24 protein-coding genes are annotated in these 26,412 nt (G+C 43.5%); 15 read left to right on the plus strand and 9 right to left on the minus strand.

Annotated elements, in window-relative coordinates:
- Positions 1–196: 196 nt before the first annotated feature.
- On the minus strand, positions 197–925 hold the full coding sequence (locus GFB47_RS01080) for a glutathione peroxidase (protein ID WP_153445869.1): 729 nt from the start codon (positions 923–925) through the stop codon (positions 197–199).
- A gap of 233 nt (positions 926–1,158) precedes the next feature.
- On the opposite strand from GFB47_RS01080, the gene oxyR reads away from it, so the two are divergent.
- A complete protein-coding gene (gene oxyR, locus GFB47_RS01085) occupies positions 1,159–2,043 on the plus strand; it encodes a DNA-binding transcriptional regulator OxyR (RefSeq protein WP_153445871.1) in 885 nt (294 codons plus the stop codon).
- Positions 2,044–2,176: 133 nt separating this feature from the next.
- Here the strand turns inward: oxyR and GFB47_RS01090 are convergent, their stop codons facing one another.
- The gene (locus tag GFB47_RS01090; RefSeq protein WP_153445872.1) at positions 2,177–4,762 is read right to left on the minus strand and encodes a penicillin-binding protein 1A; all 2,586 of its coding nucleotides are present in this window, start codon (positions 4,760–4,762) and stop codon (positions 2,177–2,179) included.
- Positions 4,763–4,909: 147 nt separating this feature from the next.
- Here GFB47_RS01090 and pilM point away from each other — a divergent pair, with 147 nt between their 5' ends.
- From pilM to GFB47_RS01135, 9 genes are all read left to right on the plus strand, one after another.
- Positions 4,910–5,974 (plus strand): type IV pilus assembly protein PilM, encoded by a 1,065-nt coding sequence (gene pilM, locus GFB47_RS01095; protein WP_153445874.1) that lies wholly within the window; start codon positions 4,910–4,912, stop codon positions 5,972–5,974.
- The gene (locus tag GFB47_RS01100) at positions 5,964–6,551 is read left to right on the plus strand and encodes a PilN domain-containing protein (RefSeq protein WP_153445876.1); all 588 of its coding nucleotides are present in this window, start codon (positions 5,964–5,966) and stop codon (positions 6,549–6,551) included. Before pilM ends, GFB47_RS01100 begins: the two co-directional genes overlap by 11 nt.
- Positions 6,551–7,138, plus strand: coding sequence for a type IV pilus inner membrane component PilO (locus tag GFB47_RS01105; protein WP_153445877.1), 588 nt, complete (start codon positions 6,551–6,553; stop codon positions 7,136–7,138). Before GFB47_RS01100 ends, GFB47_RS01105 begins: the two co-directional genes overlap by 1 nt.
- A complete protein-coding gene (locus GFB47_RS01110) occupies positions 7,135–7,644 on the plus strand; it encodes a pilus assembly protein PilP (protein WP_153445880.1) in 510 nt (169 codons plus the stop codon). The genes GFB47_RS01105 and GFB47_RS01110 overlap by 4 nt, the downstream gene beginning before the upstream one ends.
- A gap of 37 nt (positions 7,645–7,681) precedes the next feature.
- Positions 7,682–9,529, plus strand: a complete 1,848-nt coding sequence (locus tag GFB47_RS01115) for a type IV pilus secretin PilQ (RefSeq protein WP_225874274.1) — start codon at positions 7,682–7,684, stop codon at positions 9,527–9,529.
- A 377-nt stretch (positions 9,530–9,906) separates the two neighbouring features.
- Positions 9,907–10,425: a shikimate kinase AroK gene (gene aroK, locus GFB47_RS01120; protein ID WP_153448097.1), complete on the plus strand. Its 519-nt coding sequence runs from the start codon at positions 9,907–9,909 to the stop codon at positions 10,423–10,425.
- Positions 10,426–10,449: 24 nt separating this feature from the next.
- Complete coding sequence (gene aroB, locus GFB47_RS01125; protein WP_153445882.1) at positions 10,450–11,541, plus strand: 3-dehydroquinate synthase; 1,092 nt, start codon at positions 10,450–10,452, stop codon at positions 11,539–11,541.
- A gap of 76 nt (positions 11,542–11,617) precedes the next feature.
- Positions 11,618–13,030: an SPOR domain-containing protein gene (locus GFB47_RS01130; protein WP_153445884.1), complete on the plus strand. Its 1,413-nt coding sequence runs from the start codon at positions 11,618–11,620 to the stop codon at positions 13,028–13,030.
- A gap of 137 nt (positions 13,031–13,167) precedes the next feature.
- On the plus strand, positions 13,168–14,007 hold the full coding sequence (locus GFB47_RS01135; RefSeq protein ID WP_153445886.1) for a Dam family site-specific DNA-(adenine-N6)-methyltransferase: 840 nt from the start codon (positions 13,168–13,170) through the stop codon (positions 14,005–14,007).
- A gap of 111 nt (positions 14,008–14,118) precedes the next feature.
- On the opposite strand, the gene recG is transcribed toward GFB47_RS01135, so the two are convergent.
- The 5 genes from recG to coaBC form a co-directional block, all read right to left on the minus strand.
- Positions 14,119–16,233 (minus strand): ATP-dependent DNA helicase RecG, encoded by a 2,115-nt coding sequence (gene recG / locus GFB47_RS01140; protein ID WP_153445888.1) that lies wholly within the window; start codon positions 16,231–16,233, stop codon positions 14,119–14,121.
- Positions 16,233–17,204 (minus strand): LpxL/LpxP family Kdo(2)-lipid IV(A) lauroyl/palmitoleoyl acyltransferase, encoded by a 972-nt coding sequence (lpxL, locus tag GFB47_RS01145; protein ID WP_153445889.1) that lies wholly within the window; start codon positions 17,202–17,204, stop codon positions 16,233–16,235. Before lpxL ends, recG begins: the two co-directional genes overlap by 1 nt.
- Positions 17,205–17,214: 10 nt before the next feature.
- A complete protein-coding gene (gene slmA / locus GFB47_RS01150; protein WP_153445891.1) occupies positions 17,215–17,805 on the minus strand; it encodes a nucleoid occlusion factor SlmA in 591 nt (196 codons plus the stop codon).
- Positions 17,806–17,865: 60 nt separating this feature from the next.
- Complete coding sequence (gene dut, locus GFB47_RS01155) at positions 17,866–18,321, minus strand: dUTP diphosphatase (protein ID WP_153448098.1); 456 nt, start codon at positions 18,319–18,321, stop codon at positions 17,866–17,868.
- Positions 18,322–18,427: 106 nt separating this feature from the next.
- Positions 18,428–19,678 (minus strand): bifunctional phosphopantothenoylcysteine decarboxylase/phosphopantothenate--cysteine ligase CoaBC, encoded by a 1,251-nt coding sequence (gene coaBC / locus GFB47_RS01160; protein ID WP_153445893.1) that lies wholly within the window; start codon positions 19,676–19,678, stop codon positions 18,428–18,430.
- A gap of 285 nt (positions 19,679–19,963) precedes the next feature.
- Here coaBC and radC point away from each other — a divergent pair, with 285 nt between their 5' ends.
- The 4 genes from radC to GFB47_RS01180 all read left to right on the plus strand — a co-directional run bounded on the left by radC (position 19,964) and on the right by GFB47_RS01180 (position 22,930).
- Positions 19,964–20,638, plus strand: a complete 675-nt coding sequence (gene radC / locus GFB47_RS01165) for a RadC family protein (RefSeq protein ID WP_153445895.1) — start codon at positions 19,964–19,966, stop codon at positions 20,636–20,638.
- Between the two features lie 322 nt (positions 20,639–20,960).
- Positions 20,961–21,197 (plus strand): 50S ribosomal protein L28, encoded by a 237-nt coding sequence (gene rpmB, locus GFB47_RS01170; RefSeq protein ID WP_102523431.1) that lies wholly within the window; start codon positions 20,961–20,963, stop codon positions 21,195–21,197.
- A gap of 13 nt (positions 21,198–21,210) precedes the next feature.
- Positions 21,211–21,378: a 50S ribosomal protein L33 gene (gene rpmG / locus GFB47_RS01175; RefSeq protein WP_002535344.1), complete on the plus strand. Its 168-nt coding sequence runs from the start codon at positions 21,211–21,213 to the stop codon at positions 21,376–21,378.
- A 187-nt stretch (positions 21,379–21,565) separates the two neighbouring features.
- A complete protein-coding gene (locus tag GFB47_RS01180; protein ID WP_153445896.1) occupies positions 21,566–22,930 on the plus strand; it encodes a uracil-xanthine permease family protein in 1,365 nt (454 codons plus the stop codon).
- A 300-nt stretch (positions 22,931–23,230) separates the two neighbouring features.
- On the opposite strand, the gene envZ is transcribed toward GFB47_RS01180, so the two are convergent.
- Complete coding sequence (envZ, locus tag GFB47_RS01185; protein WP_153445898.1) at positions 23,231–24,556, minus strand: two-component system sensor histidine kinase EnvZ; 1,326 nt, start codon at positions 24,554–24,556, stop codon at positions 23,231–23,233.
- A 192-nt stretch (positions 24,557–24,748) separates the two neighbouring features.
- Positions 24,749–25,483 (minus strand): osmolarity response regulator transcription factor OmpR, encoded by a 735-nt coding sequence (ompR, locus tag GFB47_RS01190; protein ID WP_153445901.1) that lies wholly within the window; start codon positions 25,481–25,483, stop codon positions 24,749–24,751.
- A gap of 330 nt (positions 25,484–25,813) precedes the next feature.
- On the opposite strand from ompR, the gene GFB47_RS01195 reads away from it, so the two are divergent.
- On the plus strand, positions 25,814–26,377 hold the full coding sequence (locus tag GFB47_RS01195; RefSeq protein ID WP_153445903.1) for a VC2662 family protein: 564 nt from the start codon (positions 25,814–25,816) through the stop codon (positions 26,375–26,377).
- Positions 26,378–26,412 lie beyond the last annotated feature (35 nt).

A 26,412-nucleotide genomic window follows, 5' to 3' on the forward strand; every position in this document is an offset into this window, starting at 1 on the left:
CCTAGTTATTCTAAGTAAATGAGACTTAACGAAGAGTAAAAGGCTTTTAGCCGAACCCTTCGGGCTGCGTTTGTTGGTCTTTTCTACTTCGTCATCGGCTTTTCGTGTAGCCAGCTACACCACAAAGCCTCTTCCTTGTATAAAAACCCAACAATTCGCAGCAAAAACAACCACGAAAGATCAACAGCCCCTAGTATTAACCTAAGTAGGTTTCTAGTTCTTCACTACCACCAATATGTTTCCCACCGATGAAGATTTGAGGAACGGTGCTACGACCACTCACGGCGCGCAGGCTGACGGTTGTTGCGTCTTTACCTAATACCACTTCTTCATATTGCAGCCCTTTGTCGATTAGGTTCTGTTTTGCTTTGGCGCAGAATGGGCAACCCGGCTTGGTGAATACCGTGATGGACTCTTGCAGTTTTTGCTCTGGCGCGATGTATTTCAACATGGTGTCAGCATCAGAAACTTCAAACGGGTCACCTGGTTTGTTTGGCTCAATAAACATTTTTTCTACCACACCATTTTTAACTAACATGCTGTAGCGCCATGAACGCTTACCAAAACCAATGTCATTCTTGTCGACCAATAAACCCATACCATCGGTAAAATCGCCATTGCCGTCTGGAATAAACGTAATGTTTTCGGCTTCTTGATCGGCCTTCCAAGCGTTCATAACAAAAGTATCGTTAACCGAAACACAGACGACTGAATCGACACCGTGCTGTTGGAATACTGGGAATAATTCGTTATAGCGAGGCAAGTGGCTTGATGAACATGTTGGGGTAAATGCCCCTGGAAGGCTAAACACAATCACGGTTTTATCTTTAAATAACGCTTCTGTAGTGACATTAACCCAGCTATCACCCTGACGAGTTGGGAAAGTAACGTTTGGAATGGTTTGGCCTTCTTTTGATGTAAACATAAATAACTGTCCTTTAAATAAATTATGTTGAGAGAGTAAGACGGATGTTAGTACAACATCGTGACACTACAATGTCTGTGAGTGTGGCCTTATTCTCTATAGTGTAATCAGTTTAATTGCTACGTTTTGTTTCGATGGAGTGATTATGCTAAAAAACCGTTGATAGCTCTAATCGTTTAATGTTATCGTTTTGATAGTTTTTATCTATTATTTTATCATTGAGGAGTGGCGGCGTGAATATTCGAGACTTTGAATACTTGGTGGCATTGGCACAGCATCAACATTTTCGTAAAGCCGCAGAGGCGTGCTTTGTCAGTCAACCGACCTTAAGTGGCCAAATTCGTAAATTAGAAGATGAACTAGGAACCTCGTTACTTGAGCGCAGCAGTCGCCGGGTGTTGTTTACCGATTCTGGTTTGCAGTTAGTGGCCCAAGCTCAGCGTATTTTAGATGAGGTCAAAACCTTTAGGGATATGGCAAGCTTGCAAGGTAAAGAGATGAGTGGCCCATTGCATATCGGTTTTATTCCCACCGTCGGCCCTTATTTATTACCTAAAATCATTTTGCCGCTTAAACAAGCGTTTCCTGATTTGGAGTTATTTTTGCATGAAGCTCAAACTAATCAATTAGTTCGTCAATTAGAAGAAGGGCGTTTAGATTGTTTGATCTTGGCATCGGTGGCAGAGACCGCGCCCTTTATTGAATTGGATTTACTGGAAGAGCCGTTAAGTTTAGCGGTGCCGGAAGCGCATGAATGGGCGCAGTTACCCCAGATTGATTTACAGCAATTGAATGGTAGAACGGTGTTGTCATTAGGCGAAGGGCATTGCTTAAGAGATCAAGCGCTTGGTTTTTGTTTTGCTGCAGGGGCGCGTGATGATGAGCGCTTTAAAGCCACCAGTTTAGAAACGTTGCGTAATATGGTGGCCGCAGGTGGCGGGATCACCTTGTTACCTCAATTAGCGCTGCCAGCAGAAAAAATCAAAGATGGGGTGTGTTATTTGCCGGCTATCAATCCCACCCCTTCACGCAAGCTAGTATTGGCTTATCGTCCCGGCTCACCATTGAAACAACGTTTTCAGCAACTCGCCCGTTTTATTGCGCAGACAGTGAAATAAATGTAATTAAATCGTCACTCCATACGCGAGTAGAACGAGCAGATAGGGAGTCTCGCTTTTAAGAGCGACTGCAATAAAAAATGGCCACCGGATCGCTCTGGTGGCCATTATTGCTTATGTACACAATCGTTGATTAGAACAAGCTATCGCCGTCTTCATCTTCATTGTACAAATTATTCGTTGCGGCATCGGGTACATACTCTGTTGGTTGAGTGCCAACTTTAAAGTATTCCCACATCGAAGAATCATCATTCTTACGAGTCAACAAACCACTGTCACGGTCAATACGAACGCGAATAATACCAGCTGGTAATTGCAGATCTTTTTCTGGTACATCTTTCAATGCCACCTTCATAAAGTCTACCCACGCAGGTTGGGCGGTCGTACCACCCGATTCACCACCGGTATATTGCTCTTTACGAGTAAAGTTCGGGTTTACGCTTGTGTAACCTAATGGACGGTTAGCCTGATCAAAACCAACCCAAGTAGTGGCAACAATGCCAGGGCCATATCCGTTATACCAAGTATCGACTGAATCGTTGGTAGTACCGGTTTTCCCACCGATATCACGACGTTTTAGCGCTTGTCCACGCCAGCCCGTACCATTCCAACCGGTCTTATTACTCCATAAACCGCCACCCCAAATATTGCTGTACATCATTTGACGTACTAGGAATGCGGTTTGTGGTGAGATTATTTTCTCAGCGTAATTTGGTACTTCGGTCGTGCCCTTATTATCAACCACAATCGGTTCGTGTGAGCAGTTGTAGGTGCAAACACGAGTCGGATTAGCACGGAACACTAAGCTGCCGTAAGGATCGTTAACATGATCAATATAGAACGGCTTCACATAGTAACCACCATTGGCAAAGGCAGAAACACCTTGCGCCATCTTGATTGGGGTTAAGCTACCTGCGCCTAGTGCGACGGTTTCTGAATGTGGCAGTTTTTCTGGATCAAAACCAAAACGAGGTAAGTAATCCAGCACATAATCTAAACCGACACGACGCAGGGTGCGCACTGCCATCACGTTTTTAGATTGAGCTAGACCACGACGCAGCATGGTTGGGCCTAAGTAAGTTGGTGGCGAGTTTTTCGGTCTCCACGCAGTGCCTTGTCCTTCATCCCACTGGTTAATAGGCGCATCATTGATTAGTGTGGCTAAAGTTAACCCTTTATCAATTGCAGACGAATAGATAAATGGTTTAATACTTGAACCCACTTGACGCTCGGCCATGGTGGCACGGTCAAATTTACTATGAGTAAAGTTAAAGCCACCCACAAGAGACAACACGGCGCCATCTTCAGGGTTGAGTGCTACAAACGCGGTATTCACAATTGGCACTTGGCTAAGCTGCCACGTCATTGGTGCTTGTGCATCTTTAGCGTCAGTATTCGTTGCTGTATCACTGGTTGCATCTGTATCAACGATTTCAGTATTCTCATCGGCATCGTTAGCAGATACAGAATGTAATATTCCAAATGGACGCACCCAAATTGCTTGACCCGTAACTAAAATATCGGAAGCACGACGTGGTGCTGGACCTTGATACTTATCATTATAGTACTTACGAGCCCATTTTAAGCCGTCCCAAGCGATGGTTTGTGCACCAAAGTGTTTGATATAAACCGTCGCTGTTTTGCTGTTTATGCTGGTGACAATCGCAGGGCGAACCAAACCAAAAGTCGGTTGCTTATTTAGGTATTCATCCATTTTATCTTGCGATAATGCAGGTTGACCTTTTTTCCACAATTCAGCAATCGGACCGCGATAACCATGACGTTCATCGTAGCGGAATAAGTTGCCAATCGCCGCTTCATTAGCCGCTTCTTGTAGGTTTGATTTTACTGTGGTGTAGATCTTCATACCCGATGAATAAGCATCTTCACCGTAGTTTTTTAGTGCCCAAGAACGTGCTAATTCCGCCACGTATGGAGCATTAACTTGGATCTCTGCACCATGGTATTTACCATCAATCGGTTCGGCATTAGCTGCATCGTATTCGGCTTTGGTGATGTATTTCTCTTCTAGCATCCGCAATAAAACCACATGACGACGAGTGGTCGCACGGTCAATCGAGTAAATCGGATTCATGGTCGATGGCGCTTTAGGTAAACCCGCAATAATCGCCATTTCACCAAGAGTTAAATCTTTTGGCTCTTTACCAAAATAGGTCAGTGACGCCGCACCGACACCATAAGAGCGGTAACCTAAATAAATTTTATTTAAGTACAACTCTAAAATTTCTTTCTTATTTAATACTTGCTCAATATGAATCGCGATAAAGATCTCTTTGATCTTTCGCATGATCTTTTTGTCATTGGATAAGAAGAAATTACGAGCAAGCTGTTGAGTAATGGTACTGGCACCTTGTTTGGCATGACCAGAAATGGCCACCACAAATGCAGCGCGAGTAATACCAATTGGATCAATACCATAGTGAGAATAAAAGCGACTATCCTCAGTGGCAATAAAGGCTTCCTGCATTTTGACAGGAATATCATCGATTTTAAGTGGTATGCGTCGCTTTTCGCCAAACTGAGCAATCAATTTGTCGTCTTGGCTAAACACTTGCATTGGGGTTTGTAGCTGAACATCTTTCAATGTCGCGACGTCTGGGAGTTGTGGTTTTAGGTAAAAATAGAACCCAAAAATCGTTGTCACTCCAAGAATAATGCAAATTAATGAAAATATAAGCAATGGCTTTATGAACTTCACCGGATATTCCCTGATTGTATGAGGATGTGTCGATATAAACACCTGTACAGTAGGCGATATATTAGCATAACGACAAATAAATTCGTTCTTAACTTTTTTATTTAACCTTTTTTAAGAGTACGAATACTCAAGCTGGAGCCTAGTTAAATGGGTAAATCTTTTGTTACAGGCATTGATATTGGTCACCACAGCATTAAAGCAGTAGTACTAAAATCGGCCGGAGAACAGTTCGAACTGGTGAGTTATAAAGAAATTCCAGTTTCGGAAGGCATTTTTGCAGAAAACCATACCTTTAGTCATCAGGGCATTGTTAAAAAATTAAAAGAGTTGAAGAAACAATTGCCGCTGATGTCGCGTCAGGTTGCTTTAGCGCTGCCAGATAATGCCGTTATCAGTAAGTTATTGCATATTGACGGCGATCTTGAAGATCGCGAAAAAGAATTCGCCATTTACCAAGTGTTCGGCCAGCAATCGCCATTTCCAATCGAAGATCTTAGCTTAGATTACGTCAAAGTAGAGCAAGACAGCTTAAAGCGTGGCACCACCGCCACCTATCAAGTGTACGCCACGCGTAAAGAAGTGGTCGAAAGTCGAGTGGAGGTGATTAAAAAATCAGGCTTTAAACCAGTGGTTATCGATCTGCAAGCGCATAGCTTATTGCGAGTGTGGCAATTAGCGGCGCAACAACAGGAGGATAAGCAAGCGTGGATGATGGTCGATATTGGTCAATCTCAAACCTCGATCTGCATTATTCCGCAAGGCCGCCCGGCTTATTACAAAGACCTACCTTATGGCATGAGCAATATGCCAGAGGCGACGCAAAAACTTGATCTTAATGTGGTGGAGTTTGAACACGGCGAAAGCGTGATTGATTTAGGCAAGGCGCAAGACAGCGGGATTGATCACCATGAAGATGAATTTATTGCTGAGCTGGCCGACCGCCTGACGCGACAAATGAGTTTATATGGTTCAGTTAATCAGCAGACAAAAATTGAAGGATTGTGGTTGACGGGGGGCGGCGCGTGTATTTCGGGGATCACCGAAGCGTTAACCCAACAATTACAAATCCCGGTTGAAGTCCTAAACCCATTTCAATTACTCGAAAGCAAAAAGAATAAAAAAGTTTCCAACTTAGCACCATGCACTTTTAGTGTGGCGGCCGGATTAGCCATACGCGGCCTGCAATGGCAAAGGAGGATTCATGTTGCATGATATTAACCTCTTGCCATGGCGAGAAGAGAAGCGAGAAGAATATAAGCAACGTTTTTACGGCATGGTGGTATTGGGAGTGTTACTCGCGCTCGCACTGCAATGGTTTGGTAGCTTGTATATCGATCACTTAAAGACGCAGCAACAAACCCGTAATCAGCAGTTGCAAACTTACGTTAAAGAACTGGACAAACAACTGGTCAGTTTAAAAGCAATTGAAGCCAAGCATAGATCTATTTTAACTCGTCTGCGCTTGGTGGAGTCACTGCAAAATGAGCGTAATAAAACCACCGATTTTATGAACCTGATGCCAGAACTTGTTCCTGAAGGGGTCTATATCGATAAGATGAAAATGAATGGTCGAGAGGTTGAAATTGCTGGTATCAGTGATAGTACCGCACGCTTAGCCACCATGCTCGATAGTTTTGAAAGATCAGCTTGGTTAAGTGATGTTGAAATGCACTCTATTATCTCTGGTAAGGTTCTGTTTGGTAAAAAATTTCAAACCTTTAAAGTCTCGTTTCGTTTTGAATCCAAACAGCCAGAAACCGCGCAAGCTAAAACGAAAGGAGCGAAATAATGATCGACTTTCGTGATTTAGATTTTGAAGAAATGCCTGAGTGGCCAGTACTGCCACAGGTGATTGTGATTGGCGTGTTGGTTCTGATTTTGCAAGTTTTTGGTGCTTGGTTTTATTTATCTCCTCAGCATGATGAGTTAGATCAAATCCGCCAACAAGAAGTTACGCTCAAAAGCTCTATTCGGATTAAAGCGGCAAAAGTGGCTGCATTGCCTCAATTGCAAGCGCAGTTAGATGAATTGAATACACGTTACGAATTCTTATTGAAGCAGTTACCAGTACAAAAAGAATTGGCGAGCATGTTGTCATCCGTGAATGATTTAGGACTTAAAAATGACTTGTCTTTTACGCGTGTGGATTGGGGGGAAAAACAAGTACAGGAGTTTTTATATCGGCTGCCACTCAATATTGAATTAACCGGTGCTTACGACAATATTGGTCAATTTTCTGAGGCGATAGCCAAATTGCCCCGCATCATTAGTTTGCATGATGTGGAATGGAACCGTGTTAGTCAGGAGAGTGGCACCTTGCACTTTAGGGTTCGAGCTTACACCTATCAATTTAAACCGGAGGAGACTAAAAAATGAGACCTTATTGGATCTTAATGGCTCCGGCTTTGCTGGTGGGGTGCGGACAAGAAAACGATTCGATTCATGCTTTTATTTCGCAAGTTGAAAATCAATCTCGCAAAGAAATGGCACAATTGGCTCCAGAGAAACCTTATGTTGCAACGGTTTATCATGCAACGGAACAGCGTTCACCTTTTTTATTGCCTAAAGTTGCGCTGGTCGCCAATCAACCGAGAACCAAGCAAGATTGTTGGCAACCTGGCTTTAGAAGTAAGAGCGGAGCGTTAGAAAAATTCCCATTAGATAAGTTGCGTTTGCGTGGCGTGATGGGGCGTGAAAATAACATTTCAGGTTTGGTTCAGACCCCAACAGGTAATGTGCTTAAAATACAAAAAGGTGAGTACATGGGCTTAAACAACGGTCAAGTATCGGAAGTCAGCTCGCAATATATTGTGGTCAAAGAAACCCTACCGGATGGTTTGGGCTGCTGGCAGCAACGTAGTGTCAAATTAGCACTGAAATAAACAATCAGAGTATTAACTATTTATTGAGTAGGAAACTATGCATAAAGGAATAACGCATACAGGATTAACGTGCACCGGATTGAATAAAGCGTTCTCATCGCTATTGAATAGCTTAAGAATCTGTTTGTTGCCGGTTTGTTTGATATTAGTCGCTCAAGTCGCCTCTGCTGCGCCAGCCTCAAGCATTGCGGCCAATGCCAATAAACCGTTGGTCAAAGATAATGGATTGAAAAATACATTCTTAGGCTTGGATTTTCGGTTAAACCAGCAAAAAGAAGCAGTGATAGTGGTTAAATTATCCTCGTCAGTGTCAGCGGTGGATATTAAGAAGAACAAAGAAGGTTTAGAAATTGAGTTAATCCATACAGAGGTTAAAGATGATGATCTTTATGTGATTGATGTAAAAGATTTCTCTACCGCAGTAAGCACGGTGGAAGTGTTCCGCGATAATGATAACACTCGTTTGCAAGCTCATATCCGTGGCGAGTTTACTTATGATTACCGGTTGAAGGGGAAGCAGCTTGAAATTACCGTCACCGAAGTCGCCCCAGAAGCGGCTAAAAAAATCAAAGACAGTAAAGGTTCGCTCGGGGCGGATAACAAGTTAATCTCAATCAACTTCCAAGACATTCCAGTGCGTAATGTCTTGCAGTTGATTGCCGATTACAACAAATTTAACTTGGTAGTTTCTGATTCAGTGACGGGTAATTTAACCTTACGTCTGGATGGCGTTCCTTGGCAGCAAGTGTTAGATATTATCTTGCAAGTCAAAGGGCTAGATAAACGAGTGGAAGGGAATGTGGTATTAATTGCGCCCAAAGCTGAAATGGATGAGCAACAAAAGAAGCGTTTAGAGCAAGCGCGTTTACAAGATGAACTGGGTGATTTAGCGTCCGACCTTATACAAATCAATTTTGCTAAAGCCTCAGATATTGCTGACATGATTGGCGGTGAAGGTGAAGTGAGTATGCTATCAAGCCGTGGAAATATTACGGTTGATGAGCGGACTAACTCATTATTAATTCGTGATTTACCCTCTAATATCGAAATTATCAAAGGCATTGTTGAGTCTTTAGATATTCCTGTTAAACAAGTGCAGATCGAAGCGCGCATTGTGACGATCAATGAAGGTAATATCGAAGACTTAGGGGTTCGTTGGGGCGTCGCGAGTACCAATGGTAACTTTTCGACTGGTGGCAGTATAGAAAGTACTACGGGGCAAGCTGGTATCGCCGATGGCCGAAACGGGATCAATTTTATTCCAGGTCAAGGTGATTCAACGACTGGTATCGACGACTTCTTGAACGTTAACTTAGCAGCGACAAGTGGTAATGCTTCAAGTATTGCATTCCAAGTAGCTAAATTGGGCTCCGATACATTACTGGATTTAGAATTATCAGCGTTACAAAGTGAGAATAAAGCGGAAATAATTTCAAGCCCACGTTTGATCACCACCAATAAACAACCTGCTTATATTGAGCAAGGCACTGAAATTCCTTATTTAGAGGCTTCTTCTAGTGGTGCGACATCGGTTAGCTTTAAGAAAGCAGTACTGAGCTTAATGGTAACGCCACAAATCACACCCGATAACCGTTTGGTGCTTGATTTAAGTGTTACTCAAGATAGGCCAGGAGCGGTAGTGAAAACCGGTGATGGTGAAGCGGTGGCGATTGATACTCAGCGTATCGGTACTCAGGTACTGGTTAACAATGGCGAAACTGTGGTACTCGGTGGTATTTATCAACACTCGGTACAAAAAAGTGTCGATAAAGTGCCACTACTGGGCGACATTCCTTATTTAGGCGCGTTGTTCCGTCGTAGCTATGAAAACTACGGTAAGAGCGAGTTGTTGATATTTGTTACCCCAAAAGTGATCTTGCAGTAATGACATTATCACTAATATACCCGTGGTACTTGAATCTGCAGCTTTGTTAGCTACGCGCACTTACCCAATCACTTAGACGATAAGTGATTGGGGATTTGTTTACTTGCCGCCTCGCTGTAACCTCAAATACTTAGGGTGCAACCTGTGTATATTGGTGATTTTTTATCGGCATTTCGCAGTAAGATGTGAAATAAATAAAATTAAAGTTGCATTAGTGGCACCATACTTAGATAATTTCAGGTCTGATCACGAATTATCTGTGAGGAATTTGGTGCCACAATGATGTCCAGTCTGGCTTCCCGCCTAGTTTTAGGGGATGTAGACCTGCGATATCGGATGGCAATGTCCATTATATTAACGTTGAATTAATGCTAAACATGGCCGAAAAACGCAATATTTTTCTTGTTGGCCCTATGGGTGCCGGCAAAAGTACAATTGGTAGACATCTAGCGCAGCAACTCCATATGGAGTTCCTAGATTCTGACACTGTTATTGAACAACGCACTGGTGCGGATATCAGCTGGGTGTTTGATGTTGAGGGTGAAGCAGGTTTTCGCGTGCGCGAAGAGTCTGTACTCGACGATCTTACTCAAGAGCAAGGTATCGTACTTGCAACTGGTGGTGGTTCTGTGATTAGTAAAGATAATCGTAATCGTTTATCTGCGCGTGGTGTTGTCATTTATCTTGAAACCACAATCGAAAAGCAATTAGCACGCACTAACCGTGATAAAAAGCGTCCGTTATTACAAACGGAACAACCACGAGAAGTATTAGAAGAATTGGCTCAAGGTCGCAATCCTCTTTATGAAGAAATTGCTGATTATACCATTCGAACTGATGACCAAAGTGCCAAAGTGGTTGCGAATCAAATCGTGAAAATGCTAGAAGAGAGCTAATCTTTTCTCTAAGGAGACCCTACCATGGAACGGCTCAATGTAGAGCTCGGTGAGCGCAGCTATCCTATTTCGATTGGCGCTGGATTATTAAGCGATCCAGCGCTTTTCTCTTACTTAAAGCCTAATCAAAAAGTTGTTGTGATCAGTAATGTCACCGTCGCGCCTTTGTACGCAGATCGTTTAATCACGACACTGCGTTCCTTAGATTGCGATGTTGCTTTGTTGAGTCTACCAGACGGCGAGCAATACAAAACTCTCGATACCTTCGATACTATTATGAGCTTTTTGCTACAAGGCAATTACAGCCGTGATGTGGTCTTGGTGGCTTTAGGTGGTGGTGTCATTGGTGATTTAGTGGGTTTTGCTGCGGCAAGCTATCAGCGTGGTGTGGATTTTATTCAAGTTCCCACCACATTATTGTCTCAAGTGGATTCATCAGTAGGGGGCAAAACCGCTGTTAATCATCCGCTGGGTAAGAATATGATTGGTGCTTTTTATCAGCCTAAATCGGTGATTATCGATATTGAATGCCTGACTACGTTACCTGCCAGAGAGTTTGCCGCTGGAATGGCAGAAGTAATCAAGTACGGCATTATTATTGATGGCGACTTTTTCAGTTGGTTAGAAGCCAATAGTGAGCGATTAAATCAACTCGACCATGCGGCATTAACTTATGCGATAGCTCGTTGTTGCCAAATTAAAGCAGATGTTGTTAAAGCAGATGAAAAAGAGAACGGTGTGCGCGCGTTGTTAAATCTTGGTCATACCTATGGGCACGCAATTGAAGCGCAAATGGGGTACGGTAATTGGTTGCATGGTGAGGCGGTCTCAGCTGGCACTATGATGGCAGCCAAAACCTCACTGTTACGGGGCTTACTTAATCAAAAGCAAGTTGAACGAATTGAAGCCTTGTTACTCAAAGTAGCGCTACCGATTCATACTCCCAGCAGTATGAATTTTGATGATTTTATGCAACATATGATGCGAGACAAAAAAGTACTTGCGGGACAATTAAGGTTGATTTTACCTATCGCGATTGGTCAAGCAGAAGTCCTAGCGGACACTCCTCCCGAGATGATTGCACAAGCTATTGAGTTATGTCGTATTAGTGGCTGATCTGATATTCAATCTAGTCATGATGTTCGCTTTAAAATTGAATGAATGTTGAGCTGTATTAGTGAGTGATAAAACCATGAGTCATGATGTAAAGTTAGGATCCCAAACACAGTTATTTGAAGCATTACAGTTATTTACTCAGTTTAACTCTAATCTTATTAGTGTTGAAGGGGATACTGGTTCGGGTAAATCTTGGTTAGCTCAACATTTTTTAAATAGTGATAAAGAAATTCAAACCCTCTCTTTTTTACTGTGTTTGCCTTCACAAACTACCAAGCAGCAACGTTGCATCTTAATGGGGCAATTACTGGCAGATAGTTTGTGCGGTACTGATGAAACCCTGACGCAAAGTCTAGAGCATTACCGAAAAGATCAAGAATGCAATACCACTTTGATTGTCGATGATGCCGATTTATTGTGCCAAGGCCTGTTGAGTGAGTTGTGTGAATTAATCGTAACGGCACAAAACAGTCCTTTATGGCAGGTTAATGTCATTTTATTTAGCAAGCCTGGTGCACTTGATCAGAAGTTGTCAGTTGTTGCGCAGTTACCGGATATTAAATCAATCATTATTCCACCATTTAATGATGAAGATACTCAAACTTTTCTTGAACAGTTGGTTGTACCACATGCCAAAAAAGACAAACAACGTATTCGCATTTATCAAATCGCAGAAAAAATTGACCACACCCCAGGTAAATTATTAGCTTTAGCTGAACCTTATATTCATAACTCACATTGGATGCGCCGATTTTTATTGGTTTTAATTGCGTTATTGATTGCGATGGGCGGGTGGTCATGGTGGACCAGTTATCAATCTCGTATTGATGATCAAAAAAATGATGCGATGCTTATTTCTCAGCCTCAAATAAAACCCGAACAATCTTTAACTGATAGTGAGCCGGCCTCAAGTGCACAAGCCACTTTACCTACTACTCAGCCTGTAAAATTAGAAGATGATGCTAAAAATTTGCCACCAGAGGTGATGGAAAAAACCGTCAGTGTGGGAGAACAATCGGCTGATAATCAAAAACGTGTTGTGGTATCGGCCAAAGTAGTTGATGCATTAGTCGATGGTGATAACTCTGTCGGTAACAAGTCGACGGTGGAGAATACATCGGCGGTAGTCGCAAATAATGCCGTGGCCACGTCAGGTGATAAATCTTCAGCCACTGCAATCACAAGCTTAGTTTTGAATACGGATGAATTACTTAATATCTCTGAAGATCGCTATACGTTACAACTGGCCGCGGTAACCTCTAAGCAAGAAGCACTTGGTTTTATTAATCAATTTTCGCTGCAGCATAAAGTACGAGTCTACCGTACCATTCGCAACCAAAAGGAATGGTTTGTTGTGACTTACCAAGACTTTGCCACCATTCAAAAAACGAGCGAAGCGGCACAAGATTTACCGATTAACTTGCAAAAAGAATTACCTTGGCCAAAATCAATGGCGCAAGTGCAACAAGAAATCCTACGGGCGAAGTAATCGCTATATAGGCTATACGATGCAGTTACTTGGGTATAAATATAGTAAGGCAGGGGCTAAATGTGGTACATTCCTCTGCCCATCGAAACATACGGTGGATTGAAGGTATTAATAGTCGTCGGTGAGTAGTTAACGTCATGAAGAAGCAACGAGCTTTCCTCAAATGGGCAGGTGGTAAATACGGTTTAGTCGATGATATTCAACGTCATCTACCTGAAGGTAGGAAGTTAGTTGAACCTTTCGTTGGTGCTGGCTCTGTCTTTTTGAATACCGATTATGATCAATATTTGCTGGCAGATATTAATCCTGATCTGATCAATTTTTATAATCTTCTTAAACAAAAACCAGACTTCTTTATCGAGGAAGCGCTGCGTTTTTTCACCCCTGAACATAATAACAAAGACGTCTATTTAGGTATCCGTGCTGACTTTAATGCCAGCGATGATATTGTCTTTCGTTCTTTAGCGTTTTTATATATGAATCGTTTTGGTTTTAATGGCTTATGTCGTTATAACAAAAAGGGTGGCTTTAATGTGCCATTTGGTTCGTATAAAAAGCCGTATTTTCCAGAAAAAGAATTACTTAACTTTGCTGAAAAAGCCAAAAAAGCCACGTTTGTGTGTGAAGGTTATCCGCAGACGTTTGCTCGTGCACGTAAAGGTTGCGTGGTGTATTGCGATCCGCCTTATGCCCCATTAGCACAAGCCAGTAATTTCACTTCTTACGCCGGCAATGGCTTTTCGCTTGATGATCAAGCTCAGTTAGCCAGCATTGCCGAACAGGCCGCCACCCAGCGTGATATTCCGGTGCTTATTTCAAATCACGATACCGCGTTAACTCGTCGCTTATATAAAGGCGCGAGTTTAAATGTCGTTCGCGTTAAACGTACGATCAGCAGTAATGGTGCTGGCCGTAATAAAGTGGACGAACTGTTGGCTTTGTTTGAAGCGGGTTCTAAAGCAGAAAAGCCTGAGTAGAATAATGCGTGACGAATAAAGCGAGATTCCCTATCTGCCCGTGCTACTTGCGTATGGAATGACAGCGTTTTTTCAAAACCTCGCAGCGTCCTCGTCTTCTATAACTCATCTTTACGCTTTGACATAAATATCTCGATCACCCAACCAGCGTTCAATAATCGCTTTGGTATTATCTGGATAGTGATCATAAAGATGGCGGGCAATACGCTGAACTTCGGGGATTAAGTACTGATCTCGCATCAAATCGGCAATTTTAAAATCAGTCACGCCCGTTTGCTTGGTGCCAAGTACTTCACCTGGGCCGCGGATCTCAAGATCCTTTTGCGCGATCACAAAGCCATCGTTACTTTCACGCAAGACTCCTAAACGCTTTTGCGCCGTTTTCGATAATGGGGCGTGATAAAGCAATACACAATGGCTAGCAACTTGACCTCGACCGACGCGTCCCCGTAATTGGTGCAACTGTGCCAAGCCTAGACGTTCAGGGTTTTCGATGATCATCAAACTGGCATTTGGTACATCCACCCCAACTTCAATCACGGTAGTGGCGACTAATAAATGCAATTCGCCTTGTTTGAACTGCTGCATTATTTTCTGTTTTTCTGCCGGTTTCATGCGGCCATGCACTAAGCCAATATTAAGCTCGGGCAATTGACGTTGCAGATCCTCGGCAGTATCGGCGGCGGCTTGCGCTTCTAATACTTCAGACTCATCAATTAAGGTACACACCCAATAGGCTTGCTTACCAGCTTGTCCATTCACATCAGGACTACAAGCTTGTCGTACTCGTTCAACAATATCTTGGCGACGAGTATCGGCGATCGCAACAGTTTGAATCGGAGTACGGCCAGGTGGCAGTTCATCAATAATTGAGGTTTCGAGATCGGCATAAGCGGTCATGGCGAGGGTACGCGGAATAGGCGTGGCGGTCATAATCAACTGATGCGGGTAACTGGCGTGTTCGCTATTCTCACGTTGCTTCTTGCCTTTTTCTCGTAACTCTAACCGTTGGTGTACCCCAAAGCGATGTTGTTCATCAATGATCACCAAAGCTAAATGATCGAACTCAACTTGATCTTGAAACAGGGCGTGTGTACCGACCACCATTTTTGCCTCGCCCGATCTAATTGCATCGAGTTGGGCTTGCTTGGCCTTACCTTTTACTTTACCGGCTAGCCAGCCGACTTTAATACCTAGAGGTTCAAGCCACTGGGCAAAGTTGATCGCATGTTGCTCGGCCAGTAATTCGGTCGGCGCCATTAATGCGACTTGATAACCTTGTTCGAGCGCATGGGTGGCGGCTAATACTGCCACTAAGGTTTTACCTGAACCCACATCGCCTTGCACTAAACGCATCATAGGGTGAGGTTTGGCTAAATCACGCTCAATATCTTGTACCACTCGAGCTTGGGCATTGGTGGGAGTAAAAGGTAAAGCTTGAAGTAATTGTTGTTTTAATTGGCCAGCACAAGCAAGTGGCAAAGCAGGATCTTGCTGACCTTGGTTACGAATGTCGATCATTGAAAGGTTTTGCGCCAACAACTCTTCCATAATTAAGCGGTGTTGGGCGGGCAGTTTGCCTTGTTCGAATTGCTGCATATCCAAACTAGGGGGCGGGCGATGTACCGTATGCAGCGCTTGATTTAAGCTAATTTGGTTATCGTATAATCCGGCGGGTAATAACTCACTGACCGTTGCACTATCGAGCAATTCTAATGCTTGGTCGGTGAGATTTTTGAGTGTGGTTTGGCGCAACCCCTCGGTGGTAGGGTAAATAGGTGTTAAGGTTTGTTCCAACTCTGGCCCATCCGCGCCGCTAATAAAATGATAATCGGGATGCATGATCTCAAGCCCCATACCACCACGCTTGATTTCACCATAAGCATAAAGCAAGCGACCTTCGCTAAAACTGTTTTTCATACCGGCGTTAAAATTGAAAAAGCGTAAAGTCACGGTGCCATGGCCATCACTGATCTTAACCGTCAGCATCTTGCGTCGACCAAAGTGGGTATCACAATGCATCACTTTGCCTTGCACGGCGGCAAATAGCCCAGCATGTAATTGCGGTATCGGATAAATTCGAGTGCGATCTTCATAGCGCAAAGGCAGATGAAACAATAAATCCTGAATCGAATTCAAACCTATTTTACTCAGTTTTTCAGCGGCTTTCGCGCCAACACCAGCAAGAGAAGTTAAAGGCACCGCCGAAAGAAGTTGAGTTTGCATTACTTATACCGAATCCCTTTATTTTTACCATCCGGCATACTTTTAAAGCGTTTATGCACCCACATCCATTGATCGCCACCACGTAGAATTAAGTCTTCGACCACTTTATTCATCACTCGTGCTGCCCCTTCTGGATCGCGACGAGGGAATTTATGGCTAATATCTTGCTCAATCCTAAAGTCATAACGGCCACCAGTTCTAAAGCATGATACGGGCAATACTGCACATTTACTGGCATCGACTAAAACACCGGTTCCCATGGTGGTACAGGCTTCATCAATGGCAAATAAGGGGACAAAGACGGAGTTTTTTTGGCCGTAATCATGATCGGGTAAATAAAACAGTTTTTTGCCTTTTCGTAAAACTTTGAGCATACCCTTTAGATCTTTACGATCGACCATAATATTGCCGAAATGAGTACGGCCCCAATGCTGAATAAAGTCATAAGCTGGGTTACTGTGCGGGCGGTAAACACCATAGCCAGGCGAGAATAAGGCGCAGCAGCGTGCAGTTAATTCAACATTTAAGGCGTGCACACCACAAATTAAGGTGCCGCGTCCTTGGTCTTCAAGGGTGGTTAAACGATCAACATGGTGATAACTGACAATGCGCTTTAAACGCCAGTCAGGCCAAAACCAAGCAATAGCACTTTCGAACAGCGCAAAGCCGGTATTTTTAAAGTTCTCTTTCACAATAAAGTCGCGCCGAGTACCGCTAATATCAGGAAAGCATAACTCTAGGTTGCGACGAGCAATATGCACTCGTTTTTTGGCTACGAACATGGCGAGAAAACCAAGTCCGCGACCAGTCCAAAATAATAAGCGATAAGGAAGAATATTAACTAACACCGCCAAAATACCAAAGCCTAGCCAGACACCCCAATATTTAGGGTGCAGCAAAGAGAATGAAAACTTCGGTGGGATGAAGTTCACTAAGGACTCAGGTTTATCTGATGGTTGTTTTTCTGCCATTCTTTTTTCTCTATTCTATTTGTGCTTTTAACAAGGCCCAATATTGGTCAAAATTTTCTGTCGGCTGATATTTGAAATCAGAACGAACAAAGCGATTCAAACTGCCTTCCACTTGACCAAGCAATTGCGCGGCTAAAATGGACTCATCAACTGGAAAGCTTTTTCCTTCACGCAGTTGACGCTCGCGTAATATTTGGCGTAATTGAGCTTCAATTCGGTCGTATAATTGATTGATACGACCACGCAGGCGCTCATTTTCAAACATTAATGCATGACCAGACATAATGCGTGATAAACCGGGGTTACGCTCGGCAAAGGCTAACAATAATTGTAGAACTAAACGAATACGTTTTAAGGTATCTTTTTCTTCATCCAGAATACGATTAATCCGCGACAATAATGAATCTTCAATAAACTCGATTAAACCTTCAAACATTCTGGCTTTGCTGGGAAAGTGGCGATACAACGCCGCCTCCGAAACGCCGACTTGTTTGGCTAGCTTAGCGGTAGTAATGCGAGCTGCGCCATCGGTGGATTCCAGCATTTGCGCTAAGGCTTGTAAGATCTCTTCGCGGCGATTGTGTTTTCTAGAGCCTGCCATGGGGCGACTTCCTTTGTTTATGTGTTGAGGCAATGTTGAAAATTGTTTTTTCTGGTTTTTCTAGCTTTTACCCGAGTGACCAAATCCGCCTTCACCGCGTTCGCTGCTATCAAAACTATCGACCAGATTAAACTCCACTTGAACCACAGGCACGAACACTAGCTGAGCAATGCGATCGCCCGGTTCGATAGTGAAAGCTTCTTGTCCACGGTTCCATACCGAAATCATTAGCGGGCCTTGGTAGTCAGAATCAATCAAACCGACTAAATTGCCAAGCACAATGCCATGCTTATGGCCTAAACCTGAACGCGGTAAAATAGTGGCCGCTAAACTTGGATCGCCAATATGAATTGAGAGGCCGGTTGCCACTAGGTGAGTTTGACCCGGTGCGACGATTAACGCCTCATCTAAACAGGCGCGCAGATCTAAACCAGCCGAGCCTTCGGTGGCATAAGTTGGCAGGGGAAATTGGGTGCCAATGCGGCTATCAAGGATTTTTAAATCAATCTTATTCATCATTCTATGGCTCACTAATATGGTTTACTAAATATGGCTAATGGGTTATACCCGCTTTACTTACAGCTACAAGGTCAATGGCTTTGGGTATAGTTTACAATGTAGCTTAATGCTTATATTGCTCGGCGATCAAACCAAGTAATTGTTGTGCTAGTTGCTGCTTATTGGCAATGGCGAGGGCTTGATCGCCTTCAGGCCAATACACATGCAGCGCATTATCATCACTATTAAAGCCTAAACCTTGCACCGACACATCGTTGGCGCAAATCATATCGAGATTCTTTTTGTCGAGCTTGCCACGCGCATAACGTTCGACATCTTGGGTTTCGGCGGCAAAACCAATCGTAAATGGGCGATCTTGCGTTAACGCAGCAACCGAGGCGACGATATCGGGATTTTTCACCATAGTAATGGTCATTTGATCGCTGTCATCGGTTTTCTTGATTTTCTGGTCTGCCACTTGGCTCGGGCGATAATCGGCCACCGCAGCGCAACTAATAAAGATTTGATGAGTGGGTGCATGCTGCATTGCCGCTTGGTGCATCGACTGAGCACTATCAACATCGATCCGTTCAACATTCTTCGGAGTTGCTAATGACACTGGGCCACTAATTAATGTTACTTGAGCGCCCATTTGAGCTGCGGTATCGGCAATCGCAAATCCCATTTTTCCTGAGCTGTGATTGGATATATAACGTACCGGATCAATCGCTTCACGGGTTGGCCCTGCGGTAATGGCGATGCGAATACCTGCCAATGGTTTCGGGCCAAAGAATTGTTCACACAAAGCGACTAACTGCATCGGCTCTAACATGCGGCCATAACCGACATCGCCACAGGCTTGTTGTCCTGCGGCCGGGCCCCACATCATCATGCCGCGCAGGCTTAATGCTTGGATATTATCTTGAGTGGCAACATTGGCATGCATTTGTTGGTTCATTGCTGGCGCCACGGCGATTGGGGCGTTTGAGGCAAGTACCAAGGTTGAGAGTAAATCATTGCCCATACCAGCGCGTAAACGGGCAATTAAATCCGCCGTCGCTGGCGCCAATAATACCAGATCGGCCCATTTAGCTAATTCTATATGTCCCATAGAAGCTTCGGCAGCTGGATCTAATAAACTTAATGAGACCGGCTTACCCGACACCGCTTGCATGGTGAGAGGGGTAATGAATTCTTTGGCTGCGGGGGTCATCACCACTTGTACTTGCGCGCCACGTTCGATCAAACGGCGTGTTAAATCGGCGCATTTATACGCGGCAATACCCCCGCTGATCCCAAGTAGGATTTTCTTTCCTGCGAGAGTTTGTGCGATGGCGCTTGAGGTCGTTGGGCTGGTGATGTTGAGTTGTGACATATCCATTCTCATCAATGAAATCAGGCTCAACTTTACCATAGCTTGGCTTAAAACGTACTGCCAAACATGGAAAATTAGCCAACAAATTTATAAAAAAACCTGTTACAGGCTGCTTTGCTGGGTATGCGGTCACTCTCACTTTTGATGTAAGCGATGTTGCTTAACGTCAGATCTAAGATTAAGACGATAAAGCGAAGATTAAAGCAATAATGTGACTGTTTGAATTTGAATCTCGCTTACTTGACTGCTTTTATTTGATTACCTCCTTATCTATAGACGCTTGTTATGTCCTTAAAACAATTACCACCAGAATCTCGCCCGCGTGAAAAGCTGTTAGCCCGTGGTGCGTTGGCATTATCCGATGCTGAATTACTGGCGATTTTTTTGCGCACCGGTTTACAGGGAATGAATGCGATAGAATTGGCCGATCATCTATTAAAACAATTCGGCTCATTGCGCGCGCTGTTGTCGGCTAGCCAAGCACAATTTTGCGATTATAAAGGCTTAGGTCCAGCCAAATTCGCACAATTGCAGGCGGTGGTCGAAATGACCAAGCGATATCTAGCCGAAACCATGAAAAAAGGCGATGCGCTAACCAGTCCTGAAAATACCAAGCAATATTTAAGTAGCATGTTGCGCGATCGTCATCGAGAGGCTTTTTATGTACTCTTTTTGGATAACCAACACCGAGTAGTGGAAGATGAGATTTTGTTTGAAGGTACAATTGATGCCGCGTCGGTCTACCCACGCGAAGTAGTGAAGCGCGCGATGCAACATAATGCTGCGGCGTTAATACTGGCGCATAACCATCCTTCTGGTATTGCCGAGCCGAGTGACGCCGATCGCCGAATCACTCGCCGCTTGGTGGACGCCCTTGCATTGGTGGATATTCGGATTTTAGACCATTTTGTTGTTGGTGATGGCGAGGTGGTGTCGTTTGCTGAAAGAGGGTGGATCTAGAGTCTGAAGTGGTCTCTTTGTTCAGATTAGGAATCGAATTAAAATTAGCGTTTCTTTTCCCTTGCGAGAGCTCGAAAATCTGCTACAATCCCGCCACTAATTTTTAGAACCTGATTCAGCTCTTTGTTCTTAATTAATAAGCATCAAAACTGCACTGCTCAAAAAAAGATCGCGTTTTTCCTGAAAAGGATCGGTACAGGTCTTGAGCAATGCACGTCAAGTTAGTATAATGCGCGACCTTTGATAGCCTTGGTATGGTTTTTTCCATAGCGGTTTTTGCCCCAAGGTGATATAGAGCTGAAACGATTTGGAGAAGACATTCATGTCCCGAGTATGCCAAGTAACTGGTAAGCGTCCTGTAACGGGTAACAACCGTTCACACGCACGAAATGCTACCAAGCGTCGTTTTCTGCCGAACCTACAAACTCACCGTTTCTGGGTAGAAGGCGAAAAACGCTTTGTTAAACTACGTCTAACTGCTAAAGGCATGCGTATTATTGATAAGAAAGGCATCGAAGCTGTTCTTGTTGATATCCGTGCTCGTGGCGAGAACGTATAAGAGGAATTGAACAATGGCTAAAGGCATTCGTGAGAAAATCCGTCTAGTATCATCTGCTGGAACTGGTCACTTCTACACAACTGATAAAAACAAACGTAACATGCCAGGCAAATTTGAGATCAAGAAATTTGATCCAGTCGTTCGCCAACACGTTATGTACAAAGAAGCTAAAATCAAGTAATTGATTTAAACTCTTGAAAATATTAAAACCCAGACTATTTCGGTAGGCTGGGTTTTTTGTGTTTAAATTAAAAACCCCACAATTTAGCAAACGATTGCTTTTTGGTATGCGATTCCTATAATAGCCACAAAATTACTGACATTTAAGTCAAGTAAGACGGGTATATATCGTACTGTTAAGGATGAACATGACTACGCCAAACACACCGCGCCCAACTGAGCTTGTGTATCAACTCAATGAGCGGCCACCTTTACCACAAACTATTTTTGCCGCAATGCAGCACCTGTTGGCTATGTTTGTCGCCGTAATTACACCATCCCTTATTATTTGCCAATCTTTAGGTGTACCGAGCGAACAAACCAATACCATCATTAGTATGTCTTTGTTTGCTTCCGGGATTTGTTCTTTTATTCAAATAAGAACCATAGGTCCGATTGGCTCGGGTTTGCTCTCGATCCAAGGCACCAGTTTTAACTTTCTCGGTCCGATTATTGGCGCGGGCTTGTCATTAAAAGCGGGTGGCGCGTCAATTGATACTATGATGGCGGCTATCTTTGGCACTATTTTGGTCGCGTCGAGCGCAGAAATCTTTTTATCTCGCATTTTGCAGTATGCGCAAAAAATTATTACTCCATTGGTGTCAGGGATCGTAGTGACCTTAATTGGTCTTACGCTGATCCAAATTGGTTTGGTCTCGATTGGTGGTGGCTATGAAGCGATGGCAGGTAACACGTTCGGTAGTCTAGATAATCTCGCGTTAGCCGGTGTGGTGTTGGGCTTGATTGTGTTACTTAACCGTTCAAAAAATCCCTATTTACGAGTTGCATCGATAGTGATCGCGATGTTTGTTGGCTGCATTGTGGCGTACTTTATGGGAATGTTAGATCTCTCTATTCCGACCGAACATAAATTGATCGCTTTGCCGATCCCGATGCAATTTGGCTTAGGCTTTGATTGGTCTTTGTTTATTCCATTGGTGTTGATCTTCTTGATCACCGCACTAGAGGCGATTGGTGATATTACCGCTACTTCAGAAGTGTCGGGTGAACCGGTTGAGGGGCCAGTGTATCTCAAGCGTATTAAAGGGGGGGTATTAGCGGATGGTTTAAATTCGGCTATTGCGGCTTTGTTTAATAGCTTTCCCAATTCAACCTTTAGCCAAAATAACGGCATAATCATGTTAACTGGCGTGGCAAGTCGCTATGTGGGGTACTTTATTGCAGCGATGTTGATTTTATTAGGTCTGTTTCCTGGAGTGGCAAACTTTGTTCAGTTGATCCCTGAGCCGGTGTTAGGCGGTGCAACCATTGTGATGTTTGGCACCATTGCTGCCGCTGGAGTGCGGATCATTTCTCGGGTCGATCTTGATCGTCGCGCGATTTTAATCATGGCGTTATCATTTTCAATGGGACTTGGGATCGCGCAAAAGCCTGAGATCTTGCAATTTATGCCTGACTTTATAAAAAGCATCTTCTCCTCTGGCGTGGCTGCGGGTGGTATCACCGCGATATTACTGAGTATTATTTTGCCGCGCAGTGATGAGCAGGCTTAATCAGGTAATTAACTTAAACGCTTTAAAATATTAAAACCCAGACTATTTTCGGTAGGCTGGGTTTTTTATGCGATATAAAAACGGTCATCCCGAGGAGCCGAAGGCGACATTAGGGATCTCATGCCGCGCGTTGAGACTCAAATAATGATTGGTAAAGAGTAAAGCGAGATTCCCTATCTGCTCGCTCTACTCGCGTATGGAATGACGAATATTTAGTGTGATATCAACATTATAAAAACACTGACACCTCAGAAGAGATAAAGGAAAGTCCGCGATCTTGCTTTCAATTTTTCTCTTTTCTTATCCGCGTTTTTTCTTATACACTGGAATGCTGATCTGAACTTTTAACCCACCTTCACTACGGTTAGTGACTAAAATTAATCCTTGGTGCTGGCTAACAATCCGTTTAATGATCGCAAGCCCCAGACCTGCTCCTTCACTACTGCCACGCGCCGCATCACCACGGGTAAACGGTTCAAATAACGAATCAAGCTGCTGCTTATCAATCCCAGGGCCATTATCTTCAACACACACCCAAACTAATTTATTGTCGGCGGTGATCCCAGTCGACACCTTGATCCAGCCATTACCATAGCGAATCGCATTGACGATCAAATTCGACACCACACGTTTTAGCGCAATTGCTTCTCCTAAAGCATGGCGCAAATCATCACCAGTGGTTAATTCAAAATCCACCCCGTGCTTATCACGCTCAGCATTGACTACCTCGGTAACAATTTGATTAATATCGACATCGTTATGATTGGCTAATTCGGCCGGTTTTAAATAGTCCATAAATTGACTAATAATGTCATTACACTCTTCGGTATCTTTGATCATGCTCTCGGCTAAATAATCGTCTTGCGGCGACATCATTTCGGTCGCTAGACGAATTCGAGTCAGCGGTGTGCGCAGATCGTGACTAATGCCCGACATTAACAAGGCGCGATCCTCTTCTAATGCTTTAATGCCTCTCGACATTTGATTAAAGGCTTTGGTTACCGCTAAAATTTCTGATGCGCCGCGCTCTGGTAGTGGGGCTGGAATATCGCCATGGCCAACCGTGATAGCGGCTTTTTCTAGCGCTACTAATGGCCTATTTTGCAATCGCATAAAGAACCACATACCGGCAATAAGCAGTAAGGCGATCAATAAACTATTACGAAATAAGGGTGCAAAGTCTTTCTCTTGTAGCTCGGTTAATGGAATACGAACCAGTTTATTAGGAAGCGCGTCTATTTTAAGCCACAACACATAGTTTTTTCCCCCTAAAACCAATCTAGCTTCGGTTGGGGAATCAACTTGTTTGGTCATGTCCTTGCTGAGGAAATCAATCGGAGCGGCATACTTAAATTCGTTCGCTTCAATTGAATTATCTGCATAAATTGACACTCCCAATTCGGAGAGCAATTCTCGGCGTAATGGATGATCACGATCGTCGCTTTGCTGAATTTTATCTTCATCGAGCATAAGTTTTACTTCGTGCGATAAAATTCGATTGAACTGCTTTAAGCTTGGCAGCAAGGCGTAATTAAACATGATCAGGTAAGAAAGCACTTGGCTGGCGATCAATAAGAACACCAAGAAGAAAACGGTTTTAGTACGAGAGCTGCGTAAGCGAAGCATGAGAAATATTCCGAAAAATTGGGCAATGTTGTACGAGTATCTTGAAAAATATCATGCTGTTATGACGTTGAGTGAAAGGTGGCGCTGAAATTGAACGAGGTGGCTACAACGTCGAAACATTACCGAGATAAAAGGAATGTGGCTCGATATTTAATTATATCGAGCCACGAAAAAAGCATATTAGACTAGCGGCTATACCTTTTTACCATCAGGAACGAAGACATAGCCTAATCCCCAGACAGTTTGAATATAACGAGGGTGACTTGGATCTTCTTCAAGCATACGACGCAAACGTGAGATTTGAACATCAATCGAACGTTCCATTGCGGAATATTCACGACCGCGTGCCATATTCATCAGTTTATCTCGGGACATTGGGGTACGAGAGTGAGTCACCAAAATCTTAAGTACCGCAAACTCACCAGAGGTCAGTGGCATTGGCTCTTCTGCGCGAAACATTTCACGCGTCCCTAGGTTTAAAGTGAATTCACCAAAAGTGACAATTTCTTCATCTGAGCTTGGCGCGCCTGGGGCTTCAACCGATTGACGACGTAGAACCGCGCGTAAACGAGCCAGTAATTCGCGTGGGTTAAATGGTTTTGGTAGGTAATCATCGGCGCCCACTTCTAGCCCAACAATACGATCAATCTCATCGCCTTTAGCGGTTAACATCACAATCGGCAGTTGGTTGTTGTCATGGCGCAGGCGACGACAAATAGAAAGACCATCCTCGCCTGGTAGCATTAAATCGAGCACCATCAAGTGGAAGTTTTCGCGAGTTAACAAGCGATCCATTTGCTCGGCATTGGCCACACTACGTACTTGAAAACCTTGCTCGGTTAGGTAGCGCTCTAATAATGAACGTAAACGTGCGTCGTCATCGACCACTAAAATCTTATAGTTATCTTGCATCTTATTTTCTCGCATTATTGAAGGCTTTCCGAAACATCTTGTCATCATGACAAAACATGAGCAAAGAATAAAATAGAATCGAAATTTTAATATAAAGCAAATGTAACGGATATTCTTTGATTTTATCTATTTTATTCATTGTTAACCTCAAAATATCGAGTTTTTGACTCAACTAACGAGGATGGGGGTCATGCAGATATAAACTTAAGTTTGTATTTTATGTGATATAGATCATGATTGCACGATGTTCATTTGCTATTGTTTATCATTATTAACCTATTTTGTTACATCTGTTAAGCGATTCGTTATTAATGAATCGAAAATTGATCTCATAAGGACCTATCAATGAAAAAGTTAATGTTAACTGCAGTTTTGACCAGTGTATTTGCCGTGACGGGTGCTCATGCTGATACTACACCTGTTATGTTTTCTAGTATTAAACACTTTAATGCTCCGGCTAAAAATGAAGTTAAAGGCGTTCGAGTGAGTGCGCTTCATGGTCAAGTTGACAAAGTTACGGGTTTGGATGTTTCTATTCTTGGTATGTCGCAAACCAAGGATACGGTTGGAGTAAATATTGGCTTATTCTTTGGTGGTAACCGAGTCACAAACAGCATGACTGGTGCATCATTTGGTTTATTTAACATTCATGATGGTGACGATTTAGGAGCAAACTTAAGCCTTGTTAACATTACTAATAATGTGAGAGGCGCTAACGTTTCTTTTGTTAACTATTCTGAAGGCAACACGATGGTGGATGTCGGCGCGGCGAGTATTTCTGATGCTTCAACGGTTCAAGTTGGCATTTTTAATATGACGAAGAAAATTGAAGGGGTGCAAATTGGCTTGATCAACTGCGCTGAAAACGGTTTCTTCCCATGCTTCCCTATCGTGAACTTTGCCAAATAATCGTGATTAAAGGCAATTAAAAACGGAAAAGACTG

It is taken from the genome of Vibrio algicola (genome assembly GCF_009601765.2).
Classification (GTDB): domain Bacteria; phylum Pseudomonadota; class Gammaproteobacteria; order Enterobacterales; family Vibrionaceae; genus Vibrio; species Vibrio algicola.